General features: G+C 39.4%; 23 protein-coding genes. 15 read left to right on the top strand and 8 right to left on the bottom strand.

Features of this window, described 5'->3' with window-relative positions:
* Positions 1-76 precede the first annotated feature (76 nt).
* From AC0L6R_RS03865 to AC0L6R_RS03855, 3 genes are all read left to right on the top strand, one after another.
* Entirely contained in the window at positions 77-1,567 is a 1,491-nt protein-coding gene (locus tag AC0L6R_RS03865) for a carboxypeptidase regulatory-like domain-containing protein (RefSeq protein ID WP_473270011.1), read from the top strand.
* On the top strand, positions 1,522-2,901 hold the full coding sequence (locus AC0L6R_RS03860) for an outer membrane beta-barrel protein (RefSeq protein WP_473270010.1): 1,380 nt from the start codon (positions 1,522-1,524) through the stop codon (positions 2,899-2,901). The genes AC0L6R_RS03865 and AC0L6R_RS03860 overlap by 46 nt, the downstream gene beginning before the upstream one ends.
* Before the next feature lie 136 nt (positions 2,902-3,037).
* Positions 3,038-3,781 carry a GLPGLI family protein gene (locus tag AC0L6R_RS03855; RefSeq protein ID WP_473270009.1) on the top strand — a complete coding sequence of 248 codons (744 nt, stop codon included), beginning with the start codon at positions 3,038-3,040 and terminating at the stop codon, positions 3,779-3,781.
* A 284-nt stretch (positions 3,782-4,065) separates the two neighbouring features.
* Here the strand turns inward: AC0L6R_RS03855 and AC0L6R_RS03850 are convergent, their stop codons facing one another.
* A complete protein-coding gene (locus AC0L6R_RS03850) occupies positions 4,066-4,440 on the bottom strand; it encodes a Fur family transcriptional regulator (protein WP_473270008.1) in 375 nt (124 codons plus the stop codon).
* Between the two features lie 113 nt (positions 4,441-4,553).
* On the opposite strand from AC0L6R_RS03850, the gene AC0L6R_RS03845 reads away from it, so the two are divergent.
* The 8 genes from AC0L6R_RS03845 to AC0L6R_RS03810 all read left to right on the top strand — a co-directional run bounded on the left by AC0L6R_RS03845 (position 4,554) and on the right by AC0L6R_RS03810 (position 11,471).
* Entirely contained in the window at positions 4,554-4,823 is a 270-nt protein-coding gene (locus tag AC0L6R_RS03845; protein WP_473270007.1) for a hypothetical protein, read from the top strand.
* A 24-nt stretch (positions 4,824-4,847) separates the two neighbouring features.
* On the top strand, positions 4,848-6,413 hold the full coding sequence (locus AC0L6R_RS03840; RefSeq protein ID WP_473270006.1) for an MFS transporter: 1,566 nt from the start codon (positions 4,848-4,850) through the stop codon (positions 6,411-6,413).
* Positions 6,414-6,538: 125 nt separating this feature from the next.
* Positions 6,539-7,153, top strand: a complete 615-nt coding sequence (locus AC0L6R_RS03835) for a class I SAM-dependent methyltransferase (protein WP_473270005.1) — start codon at positions 6,539-6,541, stop codon at positions 7,151-7,153.
* Positions 7,154-7,219: 66 nt separating this feature from the next.
* On the top strand, positions 7,220-7,786 hold the full coding sequence (locus AC0L6R_RS03830) for a Crp/Fnr family transcriptional regulator (RefSeq protein WP_473270004.1): 567 nt from the start codon (positions 7,220-7,222) through the stop codon (positions 7,784-7,786).
* A gap of 80 nt (positions 7,787-7,866) precedes the next feature.
* The gene (locus AC0L6R_RS03825; protein WP_473270003.1) at positions 7,867-8,604 is read left to right on the top strand and encodes an SDR family oxidoreductase; all 738 of its coding nucleotides are present in this window, start codon (positions 7,867-7,869) and stop codon (positions 8,602-8,604) included.
* Between the two features lie 260 nt (positions 8,605-8,864).
* Entirely contained in the window at positions 8,865-9,428 is a 564-nt protein-coding gene (locus tag AC0L6R_RS03820; protein ID WP_473270002.1) for a TetR/AcrR family transcriptional regulator, read from the top strand.
* A 171-nt stretch (positions 9,429-9,599) separates the two neighbouring features.
* Positions 9,600-10,457, top strand: a complete 858-nt coding sequence (locus tag AC0L6R_RS03815; protein ID WP_473270001.1) for an alpha/beta fold hydrolase — start codon at positions 9,600-9,602, stop codon at positions 10,455-10,457.
* 93 nt (positions 10,458-10,550) lie between these two features.
* Complete coding sequence (locus tag AC0L6R_RS03810) at positions 10,551-11,471, top strand: MBL fold metallo-hydrolase (RefSeq protein ID WP_473270000.1); 921 nt, start codon at positions 10,551-10,553, stop codon at positions 11,469-11,471.
* A gap of 828 nt (positions 11,472-12,299) precedes the next feature.
* On the opposite strand, the gene AC0L6R_RS03805 is transcribed toward AC0L6R_RS03810, so the two are convergent.
* From AC0L6R_RS03805 to AC0L6R_RS03775, 7 genes are all read right to left on the bottom strand, one after another.
* Complete coding sequence (locus AC0L6R_RS03805) at positions 12,300-13,277, bottom strand: OmpA family protein (protein WP_473269999.1); 978 nt, start codon at positions 13,275-13,277, stop codon at positions 12,300-12,302.
* 290 nt (positions 13,278-13,567) lie between these two features.
* Positions 13,568-14,488, bottom strand: a complete 921-nt coding sequence (locus tag AC0L6R_RS03800) for a hypothetical protein (protein WP_473269998.1) — start codon at positions 14,486-14,488, stop codon at positions 13,568-13,570.
* A 194-nt stretch (positions 14,489-14,682) separates the two neighbouring features.
* Positions 14,683-15,198, bottom strand: a complete 516-nt coding sequence (locus AC0L6R_RS03795) for a hypothetical protein (protein ID WP_473269997.1) — start codon at positions 15,196-15,198, stop codon at positions 14,683-14,685.
* Between the two features lie 11 nt (positions 15,199-15,209).
* Complete coding sequence (locus tag AC0L6R_RS03790) at positions 15,210-15,794, bottom strand: hypothetical protein (RefSeq protein ID WP_473269996.1); 585 nt, start codon at positions 15,792-15,794, stop codon at positions 15,210-15,212.
* 3 nt (positions 15,795-15,797) lie between these two features.
* Positions 15,798-16,667 carry a hypothetical protein gene (locus AC0L6R_RS03785; RefSeq protein WP_473269995.1) on the bottom strand — a complete coding sequence of 290 codons (870 nt, stop codon included), beginning with the start codon at positions 16,665-16,667 and terminating at the stop codon, positions 15,798-15,800.
* A 4-nt stretch (positions 16,668-16,671) separates the two neighbouring features.
* On the bottom strand, positions 16,672-16,887 hold the full coding sequence (locus AC0L6R_RS03780) for a hypothetical protein (protein WP_473269994.1): 216 nt from the start codon (positions 16,885-16,887) through the stop codon (positions 16,672-16,674).
* Between the two features lie 28 nt (positions 16,888-16,915).
* Entirely contained in the window at positions 16,916-17,137 is a 222-nt protein-coding gene (locus AC0L6R_RS03775) for a hypothetical protein (RefSeq protein ID WP_473269993.1), read from the bottom strand.
* A 140-nt stretch (positions 17,138-17,277) separates the two neighbouring features.
* Here AC0L6R_RS03775 and AC0L6R_RS03770 point away from each other — a divergent pair, with 140 nt between their 5' ends.
* The 4 genes from AC0L6R_RS03770 (at position 17,278) to AC0L6R_RS03755 (ending at position 23,110) form a co-directional block, all read left to right on the top strand.
* Complete coding sequence (locus AC0L6R_RS03770; protein WP_473269992.1) at positions 17,278-17,823, top strand: RNA polymerase sigma factor; 546 nt, start codon at positions 17,278-17,280, stop codon at positions 17,821-17,823.
* Between the two features lie 79 nt (positions 17,824-17,902).
* A complete protein-coding gene (locus tag AC0L6R_RS03765) occupies positions 17,903-18,460 on the top strand; it encodes a hypothetical protein (protein WP_473269991.1) in 558 nt (185 codons plus the stop codon).
* 184 nt (positions 18,461-18,644) lie between these two features.
* Positions 18,645-21,389, top strand: coding sequence for a CHAT domain-containing protein (locus tag AC0L6R_RS03760; RefSeq protein ID WP_473269990.1), 2,745 nt, complete (start codon positions 18,645-18,647; stop codon positions 21,387-21,389).
* A 386-nt stretch (positions 21,390-21,775) separates the two neighbouring features.
* On the top strand, positions 21,776-23,110 hold the full coding sequence (locus AC0L6R_RS03755; protein ID WP_473269989.1) for a helicase-related protein: 1,335 nt from the start codon (positions 21,776-21,778) through the stop codon (positions 23,108-23,110).
* Positions 23,111-23,394 lie beyond the last annotated feature (284 nt).

The following is a 23,394-nucleotide window of genomic DNA, read 5'->3' as shown; positions in this document are numbered from 1 at the left end:
AAGGATGGATGGGTAGGGAATAGTGGGATGGTTTTTAGTCAAGAAAATTATTGTTAAAAATATAAATCTGAAAACAATGAAATTCCTCATTTCATGCCTTCTTCTGGCTTTCATCACTTTTGCCTCCCATGCCCAATCCAAACTTAATATTCGGGGAGTGGTGAAAGACACCACCGATACACCGCTTGACTACACCTCTGTGCTATTACTTAGTCCAAAAGACTCGGCACTTGTGGCGTATACCCTGACTAATAAAGACGGAGAGTACCAATTCAAAAGCGTAGATAAACAGCCGCTGCTCATCAAAGCTACTTATATGGGCTACCTTCCTATTCAAAAGGAACTTGTTCTTCCCGAATCAGGGGATCTGGAAGTGGAAGAGATCCACCTGATGCCCATTTTACAGGAACTCTATGAGGTGGTGGTAAAAGCCGCCAAAGCGCCGTTGATGATGCGGGGAGATACCCTTGAGTACGATGCCAGCAAATTTAAAGTACCACCTGGAGCCACTCTAGAAGAATTGCTCCGCAAGCTTCCGGGGATAGAGATTGACAAGGATGGGAATATAGTTGCCCAAGGGCAACAAGTGCAAAAGGTAACAATAGATGGAAGGCGTTTTTTTGGAGGAAATACCAAAATGGCAACACAAAATTTGAATGCAGAGTCAATAAGCAAGCTTCAACTATTTGATGACAAGTCAGAGCAGGCCAAACTCACAGGTGTGGAGGATGGAGTGAAGGAAAAAACCCTAAATGTTGAGTTGAAGGAGGAGGCTAAAAAGGGAGGTTTTGGCAAGCTTTCAGCTGCAGGGGGAACAGATGGAAGATGGAGCTCAAATGCTTCTTTTAATAAATTTGATAAAGTAAACCAATTTTCAATTATTGGCTATGGCAATAATGTCGACCAATCAGGTCTGAGTTGGGACGACCTGCAGGAGTTTAGGGGGAGCAGTGCTTTCCAATTTGGAGACACTGGGGACTTTGGGTTTAATGGAAGCGGTGGGATTAATATTATTTCAATTTCAGGCGGGGACAATGGGGAATCCTTTGAAATCCCCTTCAACAACCTCAACTCAGGCTACTCCAACAACCAAGCCATTGGTATCAATTATAACTACCTCAAGGATAAGAAGGATTTCAGTAGCAACTACTTCTACAGCCGCAGTGACCAAACAATAGAGGGCTTCAACAGTAGGACAAACTTCCTACAGGACAATACATCCTTCACTTCCACTGATCAAAGCTTACAAAATAACATGGCAGGGCACCATCGGGTAAACCTTCGTTTTCAAAATGAATTGGACAGCGCCAACACCATTACTATTAACGCAAAGGGAAGGCTAAGTTCACTCACTACATCATTGTTCAGCCACCAGGAGCTAATACGCAGCAGCACAGAGCAAAGCCAAATGGATCGGGACAACCAATCGGATAGATGGTCAGGAGCCTTTCAGGGAACAGCAATATATAGGCATAAATTCAAAAAGAGCGGACGAAACTTTGCTGCAAGCATAAGTGATACTTGGAGCAAGGAGAAGACCAGGAAGGCACCCAAAAATCCGTTGTAGATTTGATGAACTCAACAGATCCAAATACCTATTTCCGAAACTTGGATCAATTAAACCAGTCACTGAATAGTTCTAACCTGATCAAATCAAGCTTACTCTTTGTTGAGCCCATCAAAAAAGTATTTTTCTGGGAAACATTCTACAATTTTAGCCAGTCAACGAGTGAAACAAACCGACAAGTATACGATGTGGAATCAAGTGATACCCAAGAACTAAATCCAGACCTAAGTCGATTTTTTGACAACACAATTACTTACAATAGGTTAGGTTCCAGCATCCGATATGCTAACAAAGGCTCTAACTTAAGCGTGGGTTTAGCCGCTTCCAACTACCGATTGAATGGACAGTTTTCAGTGGTAGAAGATAGTGAGATATTAGGCCGGGTGGATAAGAATTACCTCAATCTCACCCCTAATGCGACTTACTGGAAAACAATGAAAGGCAATAAGCGGATCAACGCAAGCTATAACATGGCCGTCACTCCCCCAAATATTGCGGACCTGCAACCATACAAGGATATATCAAATCCATTGTATATACGTGAAGGAAATCCTGATCTGGAGCCCCAGGTATCCCATTCTTTCAATACAGGATATAGTATGTATGATCCTGCCACCTTTATAAGTTTGCAGTTTTCATTCAATTCAACATTCTACCAGAATCAAGTTGTTCAAAATCAGACCATAGACCCCGAAACCTTTGTCACTACCTACAAAGCAGGAAATGTTTCAGGTGGACAGCGTTATTACCCCTATCTAAGTTTTGGTTTTCCTATTGTAAAAACGAAGGCTACCGCATTCTTATCGGCAAATCCTTCTTATTCTAAAAGTCTTTCGCTCATCAACTCCATTGAGACAGAGACCGAAACGTATAGCCATAACTTTGGGCTAAACTTAAACCTAACCCCTTTGGAATGGTTCAGCCTTTATACCGGATCATCCTTCCGCCTGAGCAAAACCAAATATGAACAAAACCCTTCCCAAAACCAGGATATAATAAATTGGAGTGCTTATAGTAATATGAACATAAAACTCCCCAAAGATTTTTACTTGGATGTGAAGTTTAACTACAGCCGATATGAAAACGAAAGCTTTGGATTTGATCAGAAAGTACCTATCCTCAACGCATTCGTATATAAACTACTTGGCAAGGCTAAAAAATGGGAAGTCAGACTATCCGCTTATGACATCTTCAAGCAAAATCAAACCATCAGCCAGTATGCAGGCCAAAACTACGTGTCCACTGGAAGGATTGAAACACTATCAAGATATTTCCTGCTAGGAGTGACCTACAATATGCGGGGTGTAGAGGTGAAAAAAAACAGACAATTTTAAAAAGCAGCTAACCAACCTTAACAACAATGAAATGCCCATGTCGAACGGTCGACACACAGGTGCACGATTATCAAAGGGTATTCCATAGCCTGCCCTGACTATTCGGGATGAGCGCTCAAAATCAAAATATAAACACATGAAAATAAAATATCTAAGAACCATTCTGCTAATACTGATTTCCACAGGATTAAGAGCACAAAATATTGTTGGTGAAGTAGAATACCGATACCGGATTTTCTATGATAAAATCTATTCCAACCTGCCCCACATCACCCAACAGGAAAAGGACCGAATTCTACTAACCTGGAGTAACCCTGATGGGTACAGCACCAGGATGAAACTCCAGTTTTGGCCAGAAAAAAGCATCTATACTTACGGTGAACCCTATGAAGTAAGCAGCTATTCTTGGCAAGTGGAAGACTATTTTATTGAAAATAATCTAACAGAACAGACCTCTCTGAAATACATGGATCAAATGGGCAAAACTTACTTAGTTCGTGATAGCCTAAATGCTCCAAAATGGAGGGTAATGAATGAGATTCGGGATATTCTTGGACACATGTGTATGAAGGCTGTGGCTGAAGACAGCATTAAAGGACAAAAGATCACTGCTTGGTTCGCTTCCGACATACCTGTTCCAGTCGGTCCTGAGGAACAATTCGGACTTCCGGGTTTGATTTTGGCCTATGACATTAACGACGGCATGCTTATCGTGGAGGCAGAGAAAATCAATTTTGGGGAACCGGAAGAAATTATCAGCCTGCCCAAAAAAATGAAAGGGAAAGAGTTATCGGGAGCCGAATATCAGGATCTAGTCAGAGAGTTTATCCAGACTTCTATCAAAAGAAACCAAGCATGGATGTGGAGTGTAAGGTATTGAGAAGGCATGGTAAAGAGCAATGGGAGGAGTCAAGAAGAAGGAGGATTGTCTGAAAGTTCCATAATTTCCAATTCCTCATAATCGCTTGATGTGAAATAATTACCTCATACTAAGCGATTATGAAGCTTATCATTAATATAAATCACTCTTTTTAGTTAAAAAAAACTACCCCTACAGCGCAACTAGGTATTTTACTGTCACTTTGCACATGCAAACCGGACCTTATTGATACTAATACCAACCCCAATTTTTTAAAGTAAAACAGAACATTGATAAAGAACCAATTAATTACAATCCTTACAAACGCCGATCAGAACACAATTCATACGTTGGACATTGTATTTTTCCGGAGCTGAAAATTCAACTATAGAGGGCATACATTCTATAGTTTCACATTTTATGCATCGAAAATGGAAATGGTTATCGGGTATGGTATTCTCATCGCATTTGACACACATGGCGAAATACTGTTTTCCATCGTCTGCTACAATTCTATGCACTATCTCATCATCACAAAATCGGTTTAAGATTCGGTAAACGGTTGCTCTGTCAATATCGACCGCCAATTTTTTAACAATTGCGTCTTGACTCATAGCCTTTTTTGATTCACTTAAAACAGTTAGGACGGCCTCTTTTGCTAGCGTATTTCTTCTTTTCATTACTCCGCAAATGTGGTGAAAATAATTTAATGCGACAAATTCGCATTAATTTAATGCGACCTTGTCGCATTAATGAAATCTAATTCTATCTTTGCCAAAAGATTTAAGGCCGAATGACAAAAACATTGAATCAAAAGAAGATTGAGGTTTATATAACCGATGTCGATAGCAACTTACAGGTAGGACTCCTGCAAAAGCAGCTTGAAAAGAGATTTCCTACCCTTGAAATCAGGTTTGATTTAAATGAAACGGACCTGCTTTATCCCTGTGGGCATACCATACTGCGAGTATCTGGGAACAAAATAAATGGTGATAAAATCATTTCAATGCTTATCCAAGCTGGATTTAAGTGTGATGTATTGGAAGATAAAGTGTGTAAATAATTAGCAGATAATCAGAGACAAGAAATGAATACAATAATTTTAAAAGAAAATGAGCAACAAGTTGCTAGTCAGCATAAGCATCCGCATCTAAAACATATTCTAATTGCGGTATGTATAGCGCTTGTGGCAGTTATTGCGTCGGTGAGCGGATTAAATGTAGCTCAACCCATGCTGGCTCTTGAGTTTAATGCGTCCCAAAATACGGTGCTATGGATGATAAATATCTATACCCTTACGCTGGCAGCATTGCTGCTCCCTTTGGGTGCGATAGGCGACCGACTCGGGAGAAAAACAATGTTAGTGACGGGACTCGCACTTTTTGGAGTATCAAGTGTACTTTCGGGTATAGCAACTAGTGCAACAATAATGATATTTGCCCGCTTTCTGACAGGAATTGGAGCAGCCATGATAATGCCGGTTACCCTTGCCGTTATTACCTCCACATTCCCTTCCGAAAAACGCTCAAAAGCAATTGGCATCTGGACAGCTGTTGCAGGAGGTGGTGGTATTTTAGGTATGTACCTTTCTGCCTTGCTTGTAGATATTGCAACTTGGCGATGGTTATTCATTTTACCGGTAATTCTTGCGGCAATTTCCATTGTGATGACCATACGTTTTGTCCCTAATTCTGTAGAAAAGGTGGTGCACAAATTTGACATATTAGGTTCTATCCTTTCAGTTATGGCAGCCGTTGGAATCATCTACGCATTACACGAACTACCATCCCAAGGATTTCGTACACCTTCTGTTTTGATTAGTCTGGCGACTGGGATTACTGGGGTTATTGGATTTATTATTTGGGAATTGCAACAGCAAGTTCCTCTTTTGGATATACGATTATTCCGTGAAAGGGGCCTCTCAAGTGGTTCGATAACTTTGTTAATTGTATTTGGCGTACAGGCAGGGATATTCATTGTCCTGTTCCCATTCTTTCAAGGGGTTTTAGGTTGGTCAGGATTGCGTTCTACTTTGGCGATGATGCCATTGGCCGTTTTAATGATGATCAGTTCAGGACTTGCCCCAAAATTTGTATCTATAATCGGAAGTAAAATTACCATGGCAACCGGTATTGGATTGGGTGCTTTAGGAGCAATGTTGATGGCTGTTTTAGTTTCTGTTGAAACGGGCTATTTATCTATACTTTCAGGTTTAATTGTGATGGGGGTAGGAATGGGGTTTTCAATGACACCATCTACAGAAGCAATCACATCTTCTCTACCTGATGACCGTCAAGGAGTGGCTTCCGCACTAAATGATATTACAAGAGAATTAGGTACGGCTTTAGGTATTGCACTTTTGGGTCCTTTGGTAACAGCTGGATACAAATCGGCAATAGGCGAAAAGCTAAATGGATTCTCTGAAATAATAATTACAAAGGCAAAGGAAGGGTTAGTCCATGCGCAGATAATTGCACCAAGTACCGGAGACCAAAAGGAACTATTAGTAACTATTGCAAAAGAGTCATTTATTTCTGGTTGGCAACAAGCCATGGGAGTGGGTTCCGGTGTTATGGTCGTGCTTTTCATTTACATCCTCTTAAGAGGAACAAAAAATGAACAGGTAATCCAAGGAAATAATGATTCAAACTGACTTATATAACCAACTGAAAAAGAAGTTTTCAAAATTGATTTGGGGGCACTTATTCATCCTGTATTATATCCACACTTGGCCGGTGTAAACATGTTAGCTTACCAGTTAGGATAAAGAAAAAAAGTATGACAGAGTTTTGGGAAAAAGCATTTAAAGACAGACAAGAAATGTGGGGTAAGGAACCTGCATATTCAGCTATTTTGACAAAAGACCTATTTGTAGAAAAAGGCATCAAAAATGTACTCATTCCCGGAATAGGTTACGGGAGAAATGGGCAAATTTTCGCAGCGAATGGTATGAACGTTACAGGGATAGAAATTTCAAAAACCGCAATAGCCTTAGCCAGAAAACTTTATGGTTCAGATTTAAGTATTTATCATGGTTCTGTCGCTGACATGCCTTTTGATGATTATAAGTATGACGGGATTTTTTGCTATGCTTTAATTCACTTGATGGACAGTGGTGAAAGGGCCAAGTTTATTTCTGATTGTTATCGCCAGCTTGACGAAAACGGGTTTATGATTTTCACAACGATTGCAAAAAAAGCACTAACCTATGGACAGGGAATCCAGATTGGTAGAGACCGGTTTGAAATGTTTGGCGGTGTGAAAATTTTCTTTTACGATAGGGAGAGTATTAAGGAGGAGTTTGGAAAATATGGGTTGTTTGAAATTCTTGAGATAGAAGAAAATTATCCATTCTATCTCATCAAGTGCAAAAAAAATACAGTAAAAATTTGAGGCAGAACAGTTCGTAATTTACCAAATGGTAAATTTTGGGAACCAGGCTCTATTAATTTTGCGGCTATGGAGGAATTGATTGATTACATCTTGCAGTTTGGCAATCTGAATAAGCAACAAACTGAGCTTATTGCGAGCAAAGCAAAAGATTTGGAACTCCGCAAAGACGGGTATTTTTCGGAGGCTGGTAAAATACCGAGACAAGTCGGTTTTGTTTTAAAGGGCGTTGTCCGTGGCTGCTATTATAATAACAAAGGAGAAGAAATTACACGATGCTTTATTTCAGAAAATAATTTAGCGGTAGATTATGTAAACTTTGAAGCAAATACGGCATCTGCAGAATACATACAAGCCAGCACCGATTGCAAGCTTATGGTATTTTCAAAGCAGGATTGGGAGGAACTTTCACATACCATTGTAGGCTGGGACACCATTAAAACTAAAATGGTGCAAAAGTGCCTGTATCAGAAATCAAGAAAGAGCCCGGTGATTTCCCAGGATGCGACTACCCGCTATATGGAATTTTTGGAAAACTATCCCGCACTTACCAACCGAGTTGCGCTTTCACATATAGCTTCATACTTAGGTGTCACCCAACAGTCACTGAGCAGAATAAGAAAAAATGTGAGGTGATTTTTGCTTTTTACCATATGGTAAATGACTTCATTTTTTGTAGTGAAACCTTTGCACTATAAAATTAAAAGCAAAAAAATATGAAGACAGCATTTATCACAGGTGCCAACAAAGGCATTGGTTTTGAAACCGCAAGACAATTATTGGACAAAGGGTTTTACGTTTATCTGGGTAGTCGAAATCTGGAAAATGGTGACAAAGCCATTCAAAAACTAAGAGCCGAAAACTTAACGAATGTTGAAGTAATTAGGATTGATGTAACTGATCTTAAATCGGTTCAGAATGCCCGAATTGAAGTCGGTAAGAAAACGGATTCATTAGACGTTTTGATCAATAATGCAGGAATCAATGGCGGTGCACCCTATAACGCATTAGAAGCAAGCAGAGAGCAGTTTTTAGCTGCGTTTAATACAAATGTTTTTGGCGTGGCAAGTGTTACGCAAGCCTTTATTGATTTATTGCACCAATCACCAGAGCCTAGAATTGTCAATGTAAGCACGAGCGTTGGCTCCCTCACTCTACAAAGTGATCCCAATTGGATGGGATATAACTTCGCTAAATATGCAGTCTATGGTGCGTCAAAAGCAGCTTTAAATATGTTTACCGTCCATTTGGCTTATGAGCTTAAAGATACCTCGTTTAAAGTAAACGCAGTATGTCCGGGTTATACTAAAACAGAATTTACAGGCTACCTGGGAGGGGAAGTTAAGGAAGCGGGTAAACGCATTGTAAAATACGCTTTATTGGACAAAGATGGCGTTTCAGGTAAATTTATAAGTGAAGAGACTAATCCTGAAACAGGGGAAATTCCTTGGTAACAAAATTCCAATTTACAGGGCAAACACATTTGCGGACCGGCATTACCATTGCAAACCAGGTTGCCCTTTTCTCAACAAGGGATTAATTCACTTGCATTTAGACTGTATCTTCCTTAAGAATCTGAGCTTTGCATTTTACTTCCGGATTCACAAAGCATCATTTCATCCCTTAGGAACGACTAATTGTAAATTCAAGCTTTCTTTCTAAAATATATTACCGAACGTTTGGTAAAAAATTTTAAGGCTTATACATTTGCCTTATGAGACCACAAAAGATAGAGGAACAGGAAATGCTTAATGGCTTCGCAAAACTTTTCAAAGAGAAAGGCTATGAAGGGACAAGCTTGGCGGAATTAGCTCTGGTTACTGGATTAAAAAAAGCAAGCTTGTATCATCGATTTCCCAAAGGAAAAGAAGAAATGGCAAAAGCTGTATTGCTAAATATTAATGATTGGGTAGAAGAACACGTCTTCAATACACTTACCAATCAATTGCTTTCTCCAGCAGAGCGACTTAAAGATGGATTGCAATTCATTAAAAAACTCTACGAAGAGGGAAACTCACCTTGCCTTTTACAAGCCTTTTCAATGCAATCTGGGATAAACATATTTAGCCAACTTATAAGTGACTCTATGTCATATTGGGTGGATGCTTTTACAAATATTGGGTTAGCATTTGGTTTAAACCAATCAGTAGCAAAAGAAAAAGCTATTCAGGTACTTATTGAAATTCAAGGTAGCTTGATTGTTTCAAGAGGTTTTAATAACCCAACTATTTTCATTAATGCCTTGAATAATATTGAAGGTTTATATACTAAAGAGTAAAAAAATTTGTATTAATTATTTACCGAACGTTCGGTATTTTAGTAGCTGGTCTGCAATTTTATTTGATATGAGAAAAAAGAAAATGGATTCACATAATGTATTTACCAATCTTAATCTGCCGTACAGACAATAAAATCGAAACAAAAAAAAATAATAAAAACTGATAATAAAATGAATCAAATTAAATACAAAAACGCAATAATTGAGGGAGTGTCAATTGCTTATCGGGAAGTTGGGGATCCAGGTAAAGCCACAATTTTATTATTGCACGGTTACCCATCATCATCACATCAGTACAGGAAAGTGCTAAACCAACTGGGGGATGAATTTCACTTAATTGCACCAGATTATCCGGGTTTTGGTACTAGTGATTTTCCATCTCCTGACCTATATGAATACACCTTTGATCATTTGGCCCACACCATGCAGTCATTTATTAAATTAAAGGGATTAGACACCTATGCCATTATGATGCAAGATTATGGGGCTCCTATCGGTTTCAGGATAGCAACTGCGGACCCAGAAAAAGTAACCGCGATTATTACTCAAAATGCCAACGCTTACGAGGAAGGTATGGGGCAAGCTTGGTTAGGTATTAAAGAATTTTGGAAAGACCGCAATGAAAGTACTGAAGAAGCTTTGCTGCCAGCATTTACTCTTGAAGGTTTAAAATGGCAATATACTCACGGTACTAGAAATCCTGAAAATATCAATCCTGATACTTGGCATTTAGATTATTTAAGAATGTCGCGTCCTAATGCACATAAAGTAAATTTGGATTTATGGTACGATTACCAAAGTAATTTAAAGTTGTATCCGAAATGGCAACAGTATTTAAGGGATTATCAGCCACCAACCTTAGTTGTGTGGGGTAAAAACGATGAATACTTTCCAGAAAGCGGTGCAGAAGCCTTCAAGAAAGATATTAAGAAAATAGATTATAATATTTATAATACAGGACATTTTCCTCTTGAGGAAAATGGAGGTGAAATAATATCCAAAATACGGGATTTTATGAATGCTTTATAGAATTTCTATAAGGTTTTTTTAACAAGGTTGACCACTCGAAATTTGCATAACTGTCAGGTGCTAAACTATCACTTATTTTAAAGTTAATGAATAATGAAAACCGCTTTGAATGTGATCTTACTAATATTTAGTATAGTCCAATTAATGAATGTTAAATCTTTTGCCCAAGTGAGACAAAACCAATTTGTAACTAAAATAGGAGAGTTAGAAGTAATATCCTTATCAGACGGTATTGTGCCCACAGATGCCTTCACTTTATTAAAAGAGGAGCATCCTGGTCAAATCGAAAGTATACTTAGTACATTGGAGATAAAAAACCCGGTAAATATTCAAGTCAATGTATTTCTAATTTTGGTAAGGAATAAAAGAATCCTAATTGATGCTGGAGCTGGTGATTTTTTAAATAGTGCCTCAGCAGGCAAACTAGTAGAGAGTCTAAAAGAGGTAGGATACGAACCAAGAGATATCACTGATATACTGCTTACACATGTTCATGCGGATCATTCTGGAGGACTAGCGATTAATAATGAAATTGTCTTTCCAAATGCCATTATTCATTTAAACGAAGTTGAATATAATTACTATTTCAATAATCATAATCTTGATGCTATGAATGAGTTGCAACGATCTTTTTTTTTGAAAGAACAAGTTATATTAAATTTATATAAAGAAAGAATAGAGACTTTTAAGGGTTCTGTAGAATTATTTCCAGAAATAGAGACTATTCCTCTAGTTGGTCACACTCCAGGTCATACGGCTTACTTACTTAAGAGTAGGCAAAATAAAATACTGTTTTGGGGAGATATGGTACATATCAAAGATGTGCAATTTTCATTTCCGAATCTTGAGAATTTTTATGATTTGGATATCGAACAAGCAAGGAGACAGCGACTAAGGGTATACAAAACTCTAACACGTAAAAATATAACTATTGCAGCAGCTCACATTAAGTTCCCTGGTATTGGTAAACTTAGCGTAAATGATAATGGATATGAATGGGTTCCTACAGATTAAGTAAATGTGAAAGAGGTGGCTATTGACTGAATATACTGATGATTTTTTCTATCCCTTAGAGCTTATGTCCTGTCATCAAAGTATAAACACTTGGCCCTTGTTGTTCCTTAGGTCCTCACAATGTATAAGGGCGATTCATGGGAGCAAGTAGGGAATTTCTTGGGGATTATATAAGGTTTGATGGTAGTCTTCTTCGATGTTTCTATGATGCTCCTACGATGCTTTTACCATCAGCCATCGAAGATGGATCGGAAATGAATAGGAGAAAGATTGAATTAAACCTGTTGAATTATTAGCTAACAACTGATTGAGCTACCCTTTGGAACATGCTTACCTATGACTCATTTACTGAGCAGCATTTCCTAAAAAGATAGGGGATTTTATAGCTGGCTCAGGAGTTACTTTAAGGTTTTGGTCCAACTAACACCCACTTGCTTTTTGCTGATAATTCCGATAGTGATTTGGTAAACCCACATACTAATCTACTATGGATGTACCTGTTAACACGTTTGAAGAAATTATCAAATTAAACAGCTAGGTCTGGGATTGGGCGTATGCAGTGCTGAACTACTCACCTGGATAAAGGCAATATCAAAAGGGAAGTGCTGGAAAATGGAATGGTGATCTACCACAATCCCACCAGGGTGCAGAGGCATAATCTGATCCATGACAAATTATTTTTACCTACGGCTAATGCAGAAGTGGTGTTGAGTTATTGACGGAAACGGTAAACATTTTGTAAGATAGATTCTGGAATGTAGAGCAGGAAGTTCAAGAAACTGAACTTCCTGTTTCATAAGAGTCTGGCTAAATGTAATATTGTTGACTTTACAATCGCTTTACAAGCTCGACTCTCCTGTTTTCCGTCTTTCCCTTCTCTGTCATGTTCGTGGATTTTGGAGCGGTGGGCCCGGCCCCCCAAGGCATTAAATAAGTTTTGTCTACCCCATATTTCTCTGTTAAATAAGTCACTACTGATTCAGCTCTTGCTTTAGAAAGCGAAAGATTTGACTCAAAATCCCCTGTGTCATCGGTATGACCTACCACATAGAGTCTAACAGCAGGGTTGGATTTGAGGTAAGATGCAACAGCATTAAGCTCTGATTCTGAATCCGGGGTAATGGTTGATTTCCCGGTATCAAACTTGATCCCGTACAAAGCAATTTTACCTTCTTTGTCCAATTGATCCTGAAGTACTTTAGCGTTCACTTTGATCAGTCCACTATCCATGGGCTTTGACTCAACTATTTCCAAAAGAATCTTGTTCGTATAGCCATCGTACTGAGGGTTAATAGCTATTTCTACAAAATACTCAATGGTCTCCGTTGGGATTTTTGCCAGTAGGTATTGTTGCTGAGTATGAAAAGATTCAAAAGGGTAGTAGTGGTTATTCTCTTGTCCTGTTCTTGCCTTTTCCCCATACAGGGTAGGGAAAAATCTGGCATTGTACCAGGCTGAGGTTCCATCACATTCGGCCCCGGAACACTGGAAAATTACTTCACCACCAGCAGCGTTAATTGCATTTTGAAAGTTCCGAATGATTTCTAAGCTTGTCCTGCTTTCGGGTGCTTCATATACCAATGAGGTGTGCTTTCCTTTCAAAAGCATTCTTTCTGCGGGTGGAGATTCTGAAGTTCCCGGTTTGACTGCTACATTTACTTCATTGTAGTCTCTTGTATAGTAATTAAGGATCGTACTACCAGGAAAACGGTCGATCAATGGATGGTCTTTGGACCCTGCAATATCCTGCGCAAAAGAGGTTACAGACCCTAATGATAGCATGAGTAATAACAAAAGGTTTTTCATAATTAGAGAATTTCGATTTGATAAGAAACTGTCAACCTACCGGATCCATGGGAAAAGTTTAATTTGCCGATGTCCTGGATTCCCACCTTGGATGTACTTGACGGCTTCATTGAGTGGTATTGTGATCGTCTCTTTTCCTAGAATATCTATCGAAGACACCGTGTCATAATCTTTTAGCTCGACTGTGAGAACGAGCTTGGTATCTTTTAATATGCTCGATTTGGGTACATTGGCTGGGAAGGGGATATCAAAAGTGATCTGTTTATCGATGGAATGGGAAACGCCTGCTTTTAAATCCGTTTTGATGTAATTGTTTGGTTTGATCTCCCAGAATCTTCCGTACCTATCCAGGTAAGTAACATCAAAAGGATTGACTTGATTTCCCTGATAATCAAATGCTCTACACCGGCAATTCCAAATAGCTCATAGCCTGCATAGATTCCCTCAGGCCCATCGTCAACGGATTGCACTTCTATATCCAGTAGTTTTATTCTGTACCGCACTGAGGCAGTCGCAGTTGCACTTGTAGCACTATAGGTTGAAACTGATGAGGGATTGGATTGTGATACTCCTGTTTTCATGGATTTGTTACCAGTCCATTTTTCATTGCCTACCGAGCTTCCCCAACCCCATTTTCCCTCAAAACTGTCATCCTTAAGTGTAAAAGAGAAGGTTCCTTTAGTTCCATTATTTGTAAATGTGCCTTCCAGTCTGTTTCCATCCTTTACCTTGGCACTGATGGTTCCTATATTTCTATAGGTTCCTGTTACATCTTGTCCGTTTTGTTTCAAAATAAGATCTCCATAGGTAGTGGTCCATTTGCCAGACCATAAAGCAAATTTGAGGTCTTTGGGTTGCTCGCTGTTTTTTTCGGTTCCGTTCCAGGCTCCTGAAGAAAGTGAACTTCCCCAACCGTATTTCCCGGTAAATTTCTTTTTGTAAAATCGATCCTGTGTAAAAATCCATTCGAAACTCCCTTCATTGCTATTATTGTAGAAGGTACCTTTGATGGTTCTGGTACCGGCCAAGGTTCCCGTCACTTCACCTATAATAGTTCCTTTGCTACCATAGTCACCATAGATGATGTTATTTTCTTCTACCAGTTTGATGTCGCCAAAGGACGTAGAGTAGGTGCCGGTGACCCGAAATTGGGCAAAAAGAGTAGTTGTACTCAATCCCAATATCAATACGATTAACAATTTTATTTTCATGATGAATGCTTTAGTAAGTTTTTGATTTAAAAGAACCGAGATTCTGGATACCAGCTCTGTTGACTATATAGGACTGTTTACGATCAGGACGAGTCCAATATTCTCCTTGCCAGGAGGTGTTTTTGTTCAGGTTTGCCGTTTTACCATCGATAAAGAATTTTTTATCTCCCAGGTAGAAATATCCACTTGAAAGGCTATTTAAGTCCGGGTTTCAGCCTGGCAGAGAACTTCTTTCCATCCTCAAATTCCCCTTCCAGTTCCAGTCCGCGTTGAGTCACTGACAGCTTTCTTTCTCTATTTCGACTTGAGGAGACCTGCGGAAGGTGGAATACATAGTTTCCTGTCCAAAAGTGAGTCTTCAATTCTGGCTTATCAGCGTTTAGCAACTTTCCGTTCCAGTTACCCTGATTTTGTGCCTGTCCTGCCCACCACCACTTTCCTGAAAATGATTTTCCATCCGAAGCGATAGTGAAAGCGAATTGTCCGATTTTTCCGTTGTTTGTGAATTCGCCTCGAATGCGGTTTTGTCCTCCGATGGCAGCGTCTAGAAGTCCAAGTGTTGCATAGTCACCGAAGATTTTATTTCCATCTTGCTGAAGTCGGATAATGCCGAAATCTGTGTTCCAAGTGCCCTCCCATACCTTGGATTGGGCATAATTCTCTCCCATGCAGGCTAATCCTAGCCAGCAAATCAATAGTAAATATTTCATGATGTGTCGTTTTAGTTTGTTAGATTATTCCAGGTTTTGAATGTTCCGGATACCTGGTAATCCTGTTTTCCATCGGTAAAAATTCCTGAGAAACTCCCAAGGACATCAACATATCCATCGCTTACTCCAAGACTTGCCTGAGTTACTTCCGCTTCTTTGGTGTTGATTTTATCCAGTGTGACGCTGACCTCTTTTGCCTCTAGGGAGACAAATTCTCCATCAAGCATTTGAGAAATCGATAGGTGGCTTTTATATTGACCCTTTACTTCGCCGACCGTGTAAGTTCCTGGTTGATCACCGTGAACAGCTACTTTAAAATTTTTCAAACCAACAGGAAAAGAAAAGTGGACATGCTTAAATCGCTTACCAGCAGCATCGGTCTGATTTGCAAAACTGGCAAATACTGATTCCTGCGACCCTGTTCTTTTTGAAGTAAAAACCTTCCCGTCTGCAAGTCTTTCTATCTTGAGATCAAAGAAATCTTCTCCGGAATCCTTCTCGATTTTCGCGTTTTTGAGTGCAAAATCGTCTGTATTTTTTTTGCCACATCCCAGTAGTAGGGTAGCAAATACGAGCATTTGGAATAAATTTCTCATGATTTACAGGTTTGATGGGAAGGTGTAGTCAGCTGTATTGACAGTCAGGGGTGCTGACTTTATTTCCAGTATCTGTATCCGGACCACAGCATTATTTTTCTTGGTACGGGTGGTCATTTCCAATGCCATTCCCTTGATATCATTCCCCATTCCTTTCATGAAATCCGTACTGCCGAATAAATTGCCTAAATTTTCCAGCGTCCGGTCCATACCTAGGTGAACTTCTTCAGTATACCAGCCCTGAAACTCCAGCTCATCGTCTTCACCGATTAGTTCATGACAAGTGTATCCAAGTAGTTCTTTGGTGTTTCCTGTTCGACGAATTTGAATGGGCGGATCTTCTTCGCTCATGGATTCACCCTGCATAAACCCAGACATGAAATCAAGCGAAATTGCTGTTCCAGTGCCATTGCCATCATTGAGGATCAAGGAAGACCTATTCTCAAAGTCAACAATGGTTCTATTTGGAGTCTGTGGTAAACTGGTCATGATGGCTTTTTCCCCATAAAATTGGCTCATTTGCTGTTTTTCGATTTTTTGGGCCGAATTGGTAAACTCCGTGACAACTTCTGTATGAAAATCGTACTGAGGCTCATAGGAAGCTTGAGTGGCTCCCATCATTCCTTCGAACAAAGCCATCGGGGCATCATTTCCTTTTTCTTTATTATTTCCTCCACGAAGCAGGGCAAAAGGAGCTTCCATTACCTTCTCGGCAGCTTGATCTGTTTTCTCCACTACTTTTTCCTCAGCCTTTCTTTGCACCGTTTCTTCGGCGGCGGCTTTGACTCTTTCTTTCAGGCTTTTGAGAAACTGAGCCTGTACTCCTTGCTGAATACCTAGTAGAATGAAAAGCAAAAACATGTACTTCTTCATAATTTTAGAGTTTAAATTTGATAGGAATTACCCGTGGATATTTGCTTAGCTGCTCGTTTATTTCATCCTCCTTTACCTGCATTTTGATCTGAAGCTCATACGCCCCGGGTTCTAATTTGTCGAGTATGGTTCCTGGAAACAGAATGGTTCCGGGAAAAAGGATGGTGCCCGGGAACAGCTGTGCTTTTACAGGTTTGGATGTATAAACTTCCTTTCCCATGCGCTGAATAGTTGCTTGAAACAGGACATTAACACCCTTCTGGAATTTTTTTTGACATGTCTTTGTCCTCAAATTCCATGTGGTAAGTGATTAGGTTTCCCTTTTCCCAATTGACTAGAAAATTTTGTGGATCTTTTTGAAATGCCTTTAAGGACTTTGGGTTGACCTCATCCTTGATGAGGATCTGTGCATGGCCTTTTTGCCAAAAGGAAAATAGGATCAATAACCCTGTGATTAGATAGTTTTTCATAATTAAATTGGATTTGAATGAATTAAAAGCTGCTTTCGATAGGGGGTAGGGCAAAAAAGAAAAAGGTAAACCCTGTTTCTAAAAAAAAATCTTTTTAATTAAGGGTTTACTTTTTATCCCTTTTTAGTACCCCTTTTTGTATGAACTCGAATGAACGCTTGATTCAGGATTTTCAGAATAACAATGAATCCTCTTTGCGACCTTTTTATCAAAAGGTAAAAGTTAAGTTTCTCAAGATGTATCGTGGAAAACTTGATCAAGATTCCTTAGTAGATGTATACCAAGAGGGGTTCGTCCGGCTGTATGAAGCAGCTATTCAGGATAAGCTTGGGCATCTCTCAGGGGATTTGGAAGGGTATCTTTTGGGTATTTGCAGGTACTTGGTCTCATCTCAGGTTAAATTCTTGATGAAAAATAGATCTGAGGAGTGGAATCCTGAGGTTCATGGTATGGAGATGGAATGGGAAGAACTCGAAGAACCTGATATAAGGGAAGAAAACTTAGAAAATGCTTTTGAGCAGTTAGGCGAGCAGTGTCAGAAAATCCTTCGTGCCTTCTATTATTTGGGATGGGACATGTCCAGGATCGCTGCAGAAATGAATTATTCAACTACTGAAACTGTGAAAAGTCAAAAATATCGCTGCATGCAGCATGTAAAGAAACTAATGAAATCGAGCGTGTCGTAATCGATACACACTGGGATGATTATAATCTGCGAGATTCCATATGGCCTTTAAAAAACAAATTATAATCATATGAAAAAAGATGAGTAAGATAGATTTTGCCGAGCTTTTGCCTGACTATCTCATGGGAAGGCTGGATCAAGACATGCGTATGCAGGTAGAGGAAGCCCTATCCCAGTCTGAACCGCTCCGAAAGCAACTTGAAGAGGAGAAACTACTAAGGCAAGTCATCCTCCGCAAGGAAAGGAAGGAGCTAATGAATAGAGTGCAGCAATGGGAGAATGAACCACAGTACTTTAACTGGAAAATTTGGGGAGTCGCTGCATCTATTTCGATTATGTTAGTAGTAGGATATTTTGGCTGGCGAAACCTCGATTCTCAGCAGGATACTAGTTATCTAAGCTACTTTGAATCCTATCCCAATACTGTTCTTCCATTTGAAAGAGGAGAGGAGAATATAGATCCTGCCACAGAAGCATTTCAGGCTTATGAGAAAAATCAATTTGATAAAGCTGCTAGGCTGTTTGATGAGCTAAATCAAACAGATGTTCGAGACGAATTGGTTTTCTATGAAGCGATCTCCAAGATGGAATTACGGGAATGGGAACCAGCAATTAAGCTATTGCAAAATCATGCCTGAACTTCAGCTGAAAGGGGTTCGTTTGGTGATGTTAAAGATTGGTATTTGGCTTTAGCGCTTCTTTACTCAGGAAATACAGCAGATTCTCAAGAGCTGCTTACTGAGATCTTTAACAGAAAGGGCTATGAATATATTAATGCCGGAAAATTATTGGAACAATTACAGGCTTCAGAAAATAACTAATATGAGACAGTTCAAATTGGGTTTCAAGTGCATTATAATATGCCTATTTATTGGTGTTTCTTTTCAACTGTCTGCTCAGAACACTCAGAAAGATTCCTTACTTCTCATAGAATATGATTCCATTTCAAGTGCGTTTTATGATCAAAATAACATGGAGGAAGGCACAAAATACCTCTATAAAGTGGCGGAAATAGCAGAGAGAAATGATTGGCACGACGTATGGGCTGAATATACATTGATAATAAGACAGGCTGAATCCTTTGGGGGAAATTACGCCAAAGCCATGGAGATTTTAGAGCGATTGGAGGCCAAGGAAAAATCCGGAGTTATAAAAAATCCAATTCTTCGGCAAAGTATTTATCAGCATTTTTCCATTTTCCTTTTGGAAATAGGGGACTATGAAGGGTGTCAAAAAAAGTTAATTGAATACCAAAACCTCCTGGACAGCCTGGGGAAAGGTGCCAAGGAATTGACAATTACTGCTCAACTGGCAATTAAAACTGGGCAATATGCTAAAGCCATTCGTCTGGCTCAGGAGGATTTGAAGGAGCACCAACTTCGAGAAGGTAATTATCCTGGCCCCAAAGGTCATTATCCCTTTAAAATGGTAATTCTTCAGAAGAATCTGGGACAAGCATACTTGGCATCCAATCAAAATGTTCTTGCTAAAAAATGGTTGGAGTTGGCCAATGAAGGGTTCCCAAAGTTGGTCCCTGAATTTAGCCCATTTGCTTTGAAGCAGAGTATTTTTGATTTTTTATCTCAATTAGCTGTAAAAGAAGGGGATTTTGTTCTGGCCAAAGCGTACCAGGAAAGAAGAATTGAGGCGTTGAATGCAGATATGTCAATCAATTTGATGCAACGTATTATTGCTTTTGAAGATATGTCGCGAATTGAAATGAAGTTGGGCAATATGCAGTCGGCTTCAGGTTTCTTGGAACAAGCTGAAACGGAACTAAAAGAGCATGATCATAATGTCTTGGATTTCCCCGGGCTTATTGCGGCAAGAGTTGCATTATTAAGAAGTGAAGGCAAATTGAAGGAAGGGTTGGAACTGTTTGGTCAATATTCCAGCCATCTTAAAACTCTTCCTGAAGACCCAAGAATGCATGCAAAATTACTTTTGGAAGTTGCCATTACCTCTCAAATGCTTCCTGATCAAAATGCCGCAGCTGCATGGATGAGATTTTATGGATTTTTGGAAGATATTTCTGCGAGTTTGGGAGTTAGTATTCTTCCGGCTTTTGAAGAGTCTATTGTTCAGGCCAACGCGTATTCAATGCAGAACTTGGCCTCAAATTTTCAAACAAAGAGTGATCTGGAGGACTGGATAACTTCACTTAAAATCATTGAATTTAATTTGGCTTTTGAGGCTAATGTTGAATTGATTACAAAAGGCAATGAACTGGATTTTGGAATTGATCGACTGATTTTGGAAAAAGAGAAGGCAATCCGGTCTTCTATATTTTTAAACCAGATTATACAAAAGAAAAACCCTTCTGCTGAAACGGAAGCCACCCTTGGTACACTGTATAAAAGGCAGGATTCATTGAAAAATGTTATTTTAAGTCAATACCCTGATTATTATAGGCTTCGCTATTCCTTTGGTAGAAAAGACCTGGATGAACTGGTGAATACCAAGGAGGATTTTATCACCTACTTTTACGACGAACGGCAATTGTATAGAATTGGGAAAATGGGAAATAAATACTTTATAGATCCTATTCCTATTCAGAATTTTGAGGAAACACTTGTCGCCTTTTCCAAATCACTTTCCTATCCTGATAATACCCAGAAGCACTTGGAAATAGGGGCTAAGCTTTACCAGATTCTTTTAGGTCATTTACATGACGGTTCGGGGGATTTTTGGATAGTACCTTATGGTAAAATTCAGATCATTCCTTTTCAGGCGTTGAATACCAGCCCTCAGGGAGATTATTTAATAGCTAGTCATCGGGTGACCTATCAGCCTTCACTTTCAAAACTACTCAGCAAACCTGATAGGAGTTTCAGTTTTTCCTCTCCTGAAATTCAGTTTTTCGCTCCTTTTTACTCAGAAGCTAGCAGGGACATTTCAAGAGGAGTTCAGGCGAATTTGCCTGGCACCAAAGAGGAAATGGATGGGATTTCCAGATCTTTTGCTGTTACTCCTTTTACAGGGAAGCAAGCGGAAAAAGACAACTTTATTCTTACCTCCAAGACATCTTCGTTTGTTCATTTGGCTACCCATGCTTTTTATCCCGGAGACACGGGAGAATCTCCTTGGATCGTTTTTGATCCTGATGACGCAAAGCAGAATTTGTATTCTTACGAAATCTATAATCTGCATCTCCCCTTGGATTTTTTGGGACTGAGTGCTTGTAAAACTGGCTTGGGACAATTTGTCGCTGGAGAAGGGGTACAAAGTCTGGGGAATGCCTTTTCTTTTTCAGGTGTCAAAAGTTTGATCATTAGCCTTTGGGATGTCAATGATCTGAGCACTGCAGAACTAATGGATTATTTCTATGAGGAACTGGCTGAAGGCAGGACAAAAGATGAAGCTCTTCAGTTGGCTCAGCTTCATTATTTAGAGGTGAACAGTGGGCTTAAGCAACATCCTTACTACTGGGCTGGTTTTGTGTTGCAGGGGGAAAATACTCCTGTCACCAAGTCTAAACTTTGGGTATATATTTTAATTGGGGGGCTTTTAGTCGGTCTGATACTTTTCTCGTTATGGAAATATAATTACCGGATGTATGCATCATAGGCTTGAACAGGGATAGTTTCCTAGCATATGTTTGAAACCGAAATTTAGGCATGAATAACTCAAATTGCTATCCCTAGTATTGGCTATGTGCTAGTATCATTTTATTCCTTTTCTTGCTTGAGCCCTTTGGTTATTGAAATCGAAGATCCCGAGAGCAAAGCGATTCGGGAACAACCAAACTACTTCTTATTCTTTAACCCAATTGTAGCAGGATCAATCGCCTTCTCCTAGAGTGCCTGCCCCGATGAGCAATCGCGATATCGGGAAGAGGGAGGGGTGAGGTAAGAAAGCCTATTGCAAATTGGAATGGATATCAGGTTGGAATTACAAATCCCACCCAGTCCAAACGTTGATTTGACTACACCTAGAAGGGGGTCGCTGTCAGATTGAAAAAGATCTCAGACAAGGTAAATGGGCATTCTAATTACTTCTCTCATCATTCCTCTGTGGATAGACAGGTTAGGGAGTATGTGGAGTACTTTGCAAAAAACAATAAGCATCAGAACTTTTGCATTTCATGTACCTCAACACTGGAATTGGGAATTGATATCGGTTCAGTGGATGAGGTCGTGCAGATCCATTCCACCCATAGCATCGCATCTTTGATCCAGCGGGTAGGCAGAAGCGGTAGGAAAGATGACCAGAAAAGTAATTTGTTTCTGTATGCTACTGATCGATGGAGTTTACTTCAATCTATAGCTTGTTGGTTATTGTACAAAGAGAGTTTTATTGAACCTCCCCAAATGACGGAGAAACCTTTTGATATTTTGCTGCATCAAGCGCTTTCCATTACCAAAGGATATTCAGGGCTGCCAATTTCAGAGTTGATTGAGCAACTCGCGAATAACTTCACTTTTAGAACGATTGATCGGAGTGAGATCAAAGAGATCATTGATCACTTGATCGAAATTGATCTATTGGAAAAACTTAGGCAAGAGGTAATTATTGGGGTAAAGGGTGAAAAGGTTGTTAACAGCCGGGATTTTTACAGCATGTTTCAATCTGAGGATAATTTTAAGGTGGTCAGTGCTGGTAACAATATCGGTGAGGTGCCCTATTCTCCACAGTTGGTAGAAGATGAAAATATTCTGCTGGCAGCCCGCATCTGGAAGATCAAATTTGTGGATGAGCAGGCAAAGCGGGTAGAAGTTATCCCTGCACATGATGGTAAAAAGCCGATCTTTTTTGGCGGGGCTGGTACGATACATCCCAAAGTCAGGGAGAAAATGTTTGAGATACTTTTTTCTACCGAATCCTATGATTTTCTGGATGAGCCAAGTGTTGTTGAAATAAACATACTCAGGAAGGACTTTTTCGTCTTTGATATAACAGATCAAACCTCCCAGAGACCCTTGAAAGTATCAGAAAAGAAGCTAGAGTTATTCACCTTTACAGGGAGCCAGATCAATAGAACCATTCAGTTCTTATTTGACATGGTGGGAATTGTAAATCTTGTGGAAGAACAGAAAAGTGCTCAGGAAATTAAAGTACCCCTCGAAGAGTTTACCTCAAAATGGGGTAGTTGGAAGGATTCACAAGTAGAGCTGGATCTAAAGATTCAACAAAAAATTGAATCCAATCCCAGTATTATGGGCTTTTCCAAATGGGCGATATACTTGCCGATTTCATATCAAACAAGGATTCTGAAGCAGAAGTACTTTGATTTTGATTCAGCAGAAATATTGCTAGATCATATAATTCCTGTTAGGAATGGAAGATAGCTTGACTAGAGTTCATGATATGGATTTAAAAAAAAGGGTAAATGTCCAGTTTATTCACAAATAAACTGGATATTTTGAATCTTAATAAGTCAGTTTAACCTATTGAAGTTAAATTGTTTAAGGGCATTAAATGCCCTTAGTACCTAGGTGGTTATTTAAGCTGAGGTGTAGAATGCACTTTGGAAGTGGCCTCAAAGCTTATAATATTTAAGATTTTTCATCCAAAATTTGTAAACCATTTACATATTTGGATGAAAAATAACTATAATCAGTATTTTTCGTTG

The organism is Algoriphagus sp. 10J20-15, from assembly GCF_055809615.1.
This window is presented reverse-complemented; position numbering and strand designations above follow the sequence as displayed.

What these genes read in the sequence shown, in the direction of transcription:
- AC0L6R_RS03770 (WP_473269992.1), top strand. Translation starts at nt 17,278, where the DNA reads ATGAACTCGAATGAACGCTTGATTCAGGATTTTCAGAATAACAATGAA.
- AC0L6R_RS03835 (WP_473270005.1), top strand. Translation starts at nt 6,539, where the DNA reads ATGACAGAGTTTTGGGAAAAAGCATTTAAAGACAGACAAGAAATGTGG.
- AC0L6R_RS03785 (WP_473269995.1), bottom strand. Translation starts at nt 16,667, where the DNA reads ATGAAGAAGTACATGTTTTTGCTTTTCATTCTACTAGGTATTCAGCAA.
- AC0L6R_RS03805 (WP_473269999.1), bottom strand. Translation starts at nt 13,277, where the DNA reads ATGAAAAACCTTTTGTTATTACTCATGCTATCATTAGGGTCTGTAACC.
- AC0L6R_RS03850 (WP_473270008.1), bottom strand. Translation starts at nt 4,440, where the DNA reads ATGAAAAGAAGAAATACGCTAGCAAAAGAGGCCGTCCTAACTGTTTTA.
- AC0L6R_RS03815 (WP_473270001.1), top strand. Translation starts at nt 9,600, where the DNA reads ATGAATCAAATTAAATACAAAAACGCAATAATTGAGGGAGTGTCAATT.
- AC0L6R_RS03855 (WP_473270009.1), top strand. Translation starts at nt 3,038, where the DNA reads ATGAAAATAAAATATCTAAGAACCATTCTGCTAATACTGATTTCCACA.
- AC0L6R_RS03795 (WP_473269997.1), bottom strand. Translation starts at nt 15,198, where the DNA reads ATGAAATATTTACTATTGATTTGCTGGCTAGGATTAGCCTGCATGGGA.
- AC0L6R_RS03865 (WP_473270011.1), top strand. Translation starts at nt 77, where the DNA reads ATGAAATTCCTCATTTCATGCCTTCTTCTGGCTTTCATCACTTTTGCC.
- AC0L6R_RS03845 (WP_473270007.1), top strand. Translation starts at nt 4,554, where the DNA reads ATGACAAAAACATTGAATCAAAAGAAGATTGAGGTTTATATAACCGAT.
- AC0L6R_RS03800 (WP_473269998.1), bottom strand. Translation starts at nt 14,488, where the DNA reads ATGAAAATAAAATTGTTAATCGTATTGATATTGGGATTGAGTACAACT.
- AC0L6R_RS03810 (WP_473270000.1), top strand. Translation starts at nt 10,551, where the DNA reads ATGAAAACCGCTTTGAATGTGATCTTACTAATATTTAGTATAGTCCAA.
- AC0L6R_RS03840 (WP_473270006.1), top strand. Translation starts at nt 4,848, where the DNA reads ATGAATACAATAATTTTAAAAGAAAATGAGCAACAAGTTGCTAGTCAG.
- AC0L6R_RS03765 (WP_473269991.1), top strand. Translation starts at nt 17,903, where the DNA reads ATGAGTAAGATAGATTTTGCCGAGCTTTTGCCTGACTATCTCATGGGA.
- AC0L6R_RS03760 (WP_473269990.1), top strand. Translation starts at nt 18,645, where the DNA reads ATGAGACAGTTCAAATTGGGTTTCAAGTGCATTATAATATGCCTATTT.
- AC0L6R_RS03825 (WP_473270003.1), top strand. Translation starts at nt 7,867, where the DNA reads ATGAAGACAGCATTTATCACAGGTGCCAACAAAGGCATTGGTTTTGAA.
- AC0L6R_RS03790 (WP_473269996.1), bottom strand. Translation starts at nt 15,794, where the DNA reads ATGAGAAATTTATTCCAAATGCTCGTATTTGCTACCCTACTACTGGGA.
- AC0L6R_RS03830 (WP_473270004.1), top strand. Translation starts at nt 7,220, where the DNA reads ATGGAGGAATTGATTGATTACATCTTGCAGTTTGGCAATCTGAATAAG.
- AC0L6R_RS03775 (WP_473269993.1), bottom strand. Translation starts at nt 17,137, where the DNA reads ATGAAAAACTATCTAATCACAGGGTTATTGATCCTATTTTCCTTTTGG.
- AC0L6R_RS03820 (WP_473270002.1), top strand. Translation starts at nt 8,865, where the DNA reads ATGAGACCACAAAAGATAGAGGAACAGGAAATGCTTAATGGCTTCGCA.
- AC0L6R_RS03780 (WP_473269994.1), bottom strand. Translation starts at nt 16,887, where the DNA reads ATGGGAAAGGAAGTTTATACATCCAAACCTGTAAAAGCACAGCTGTTC.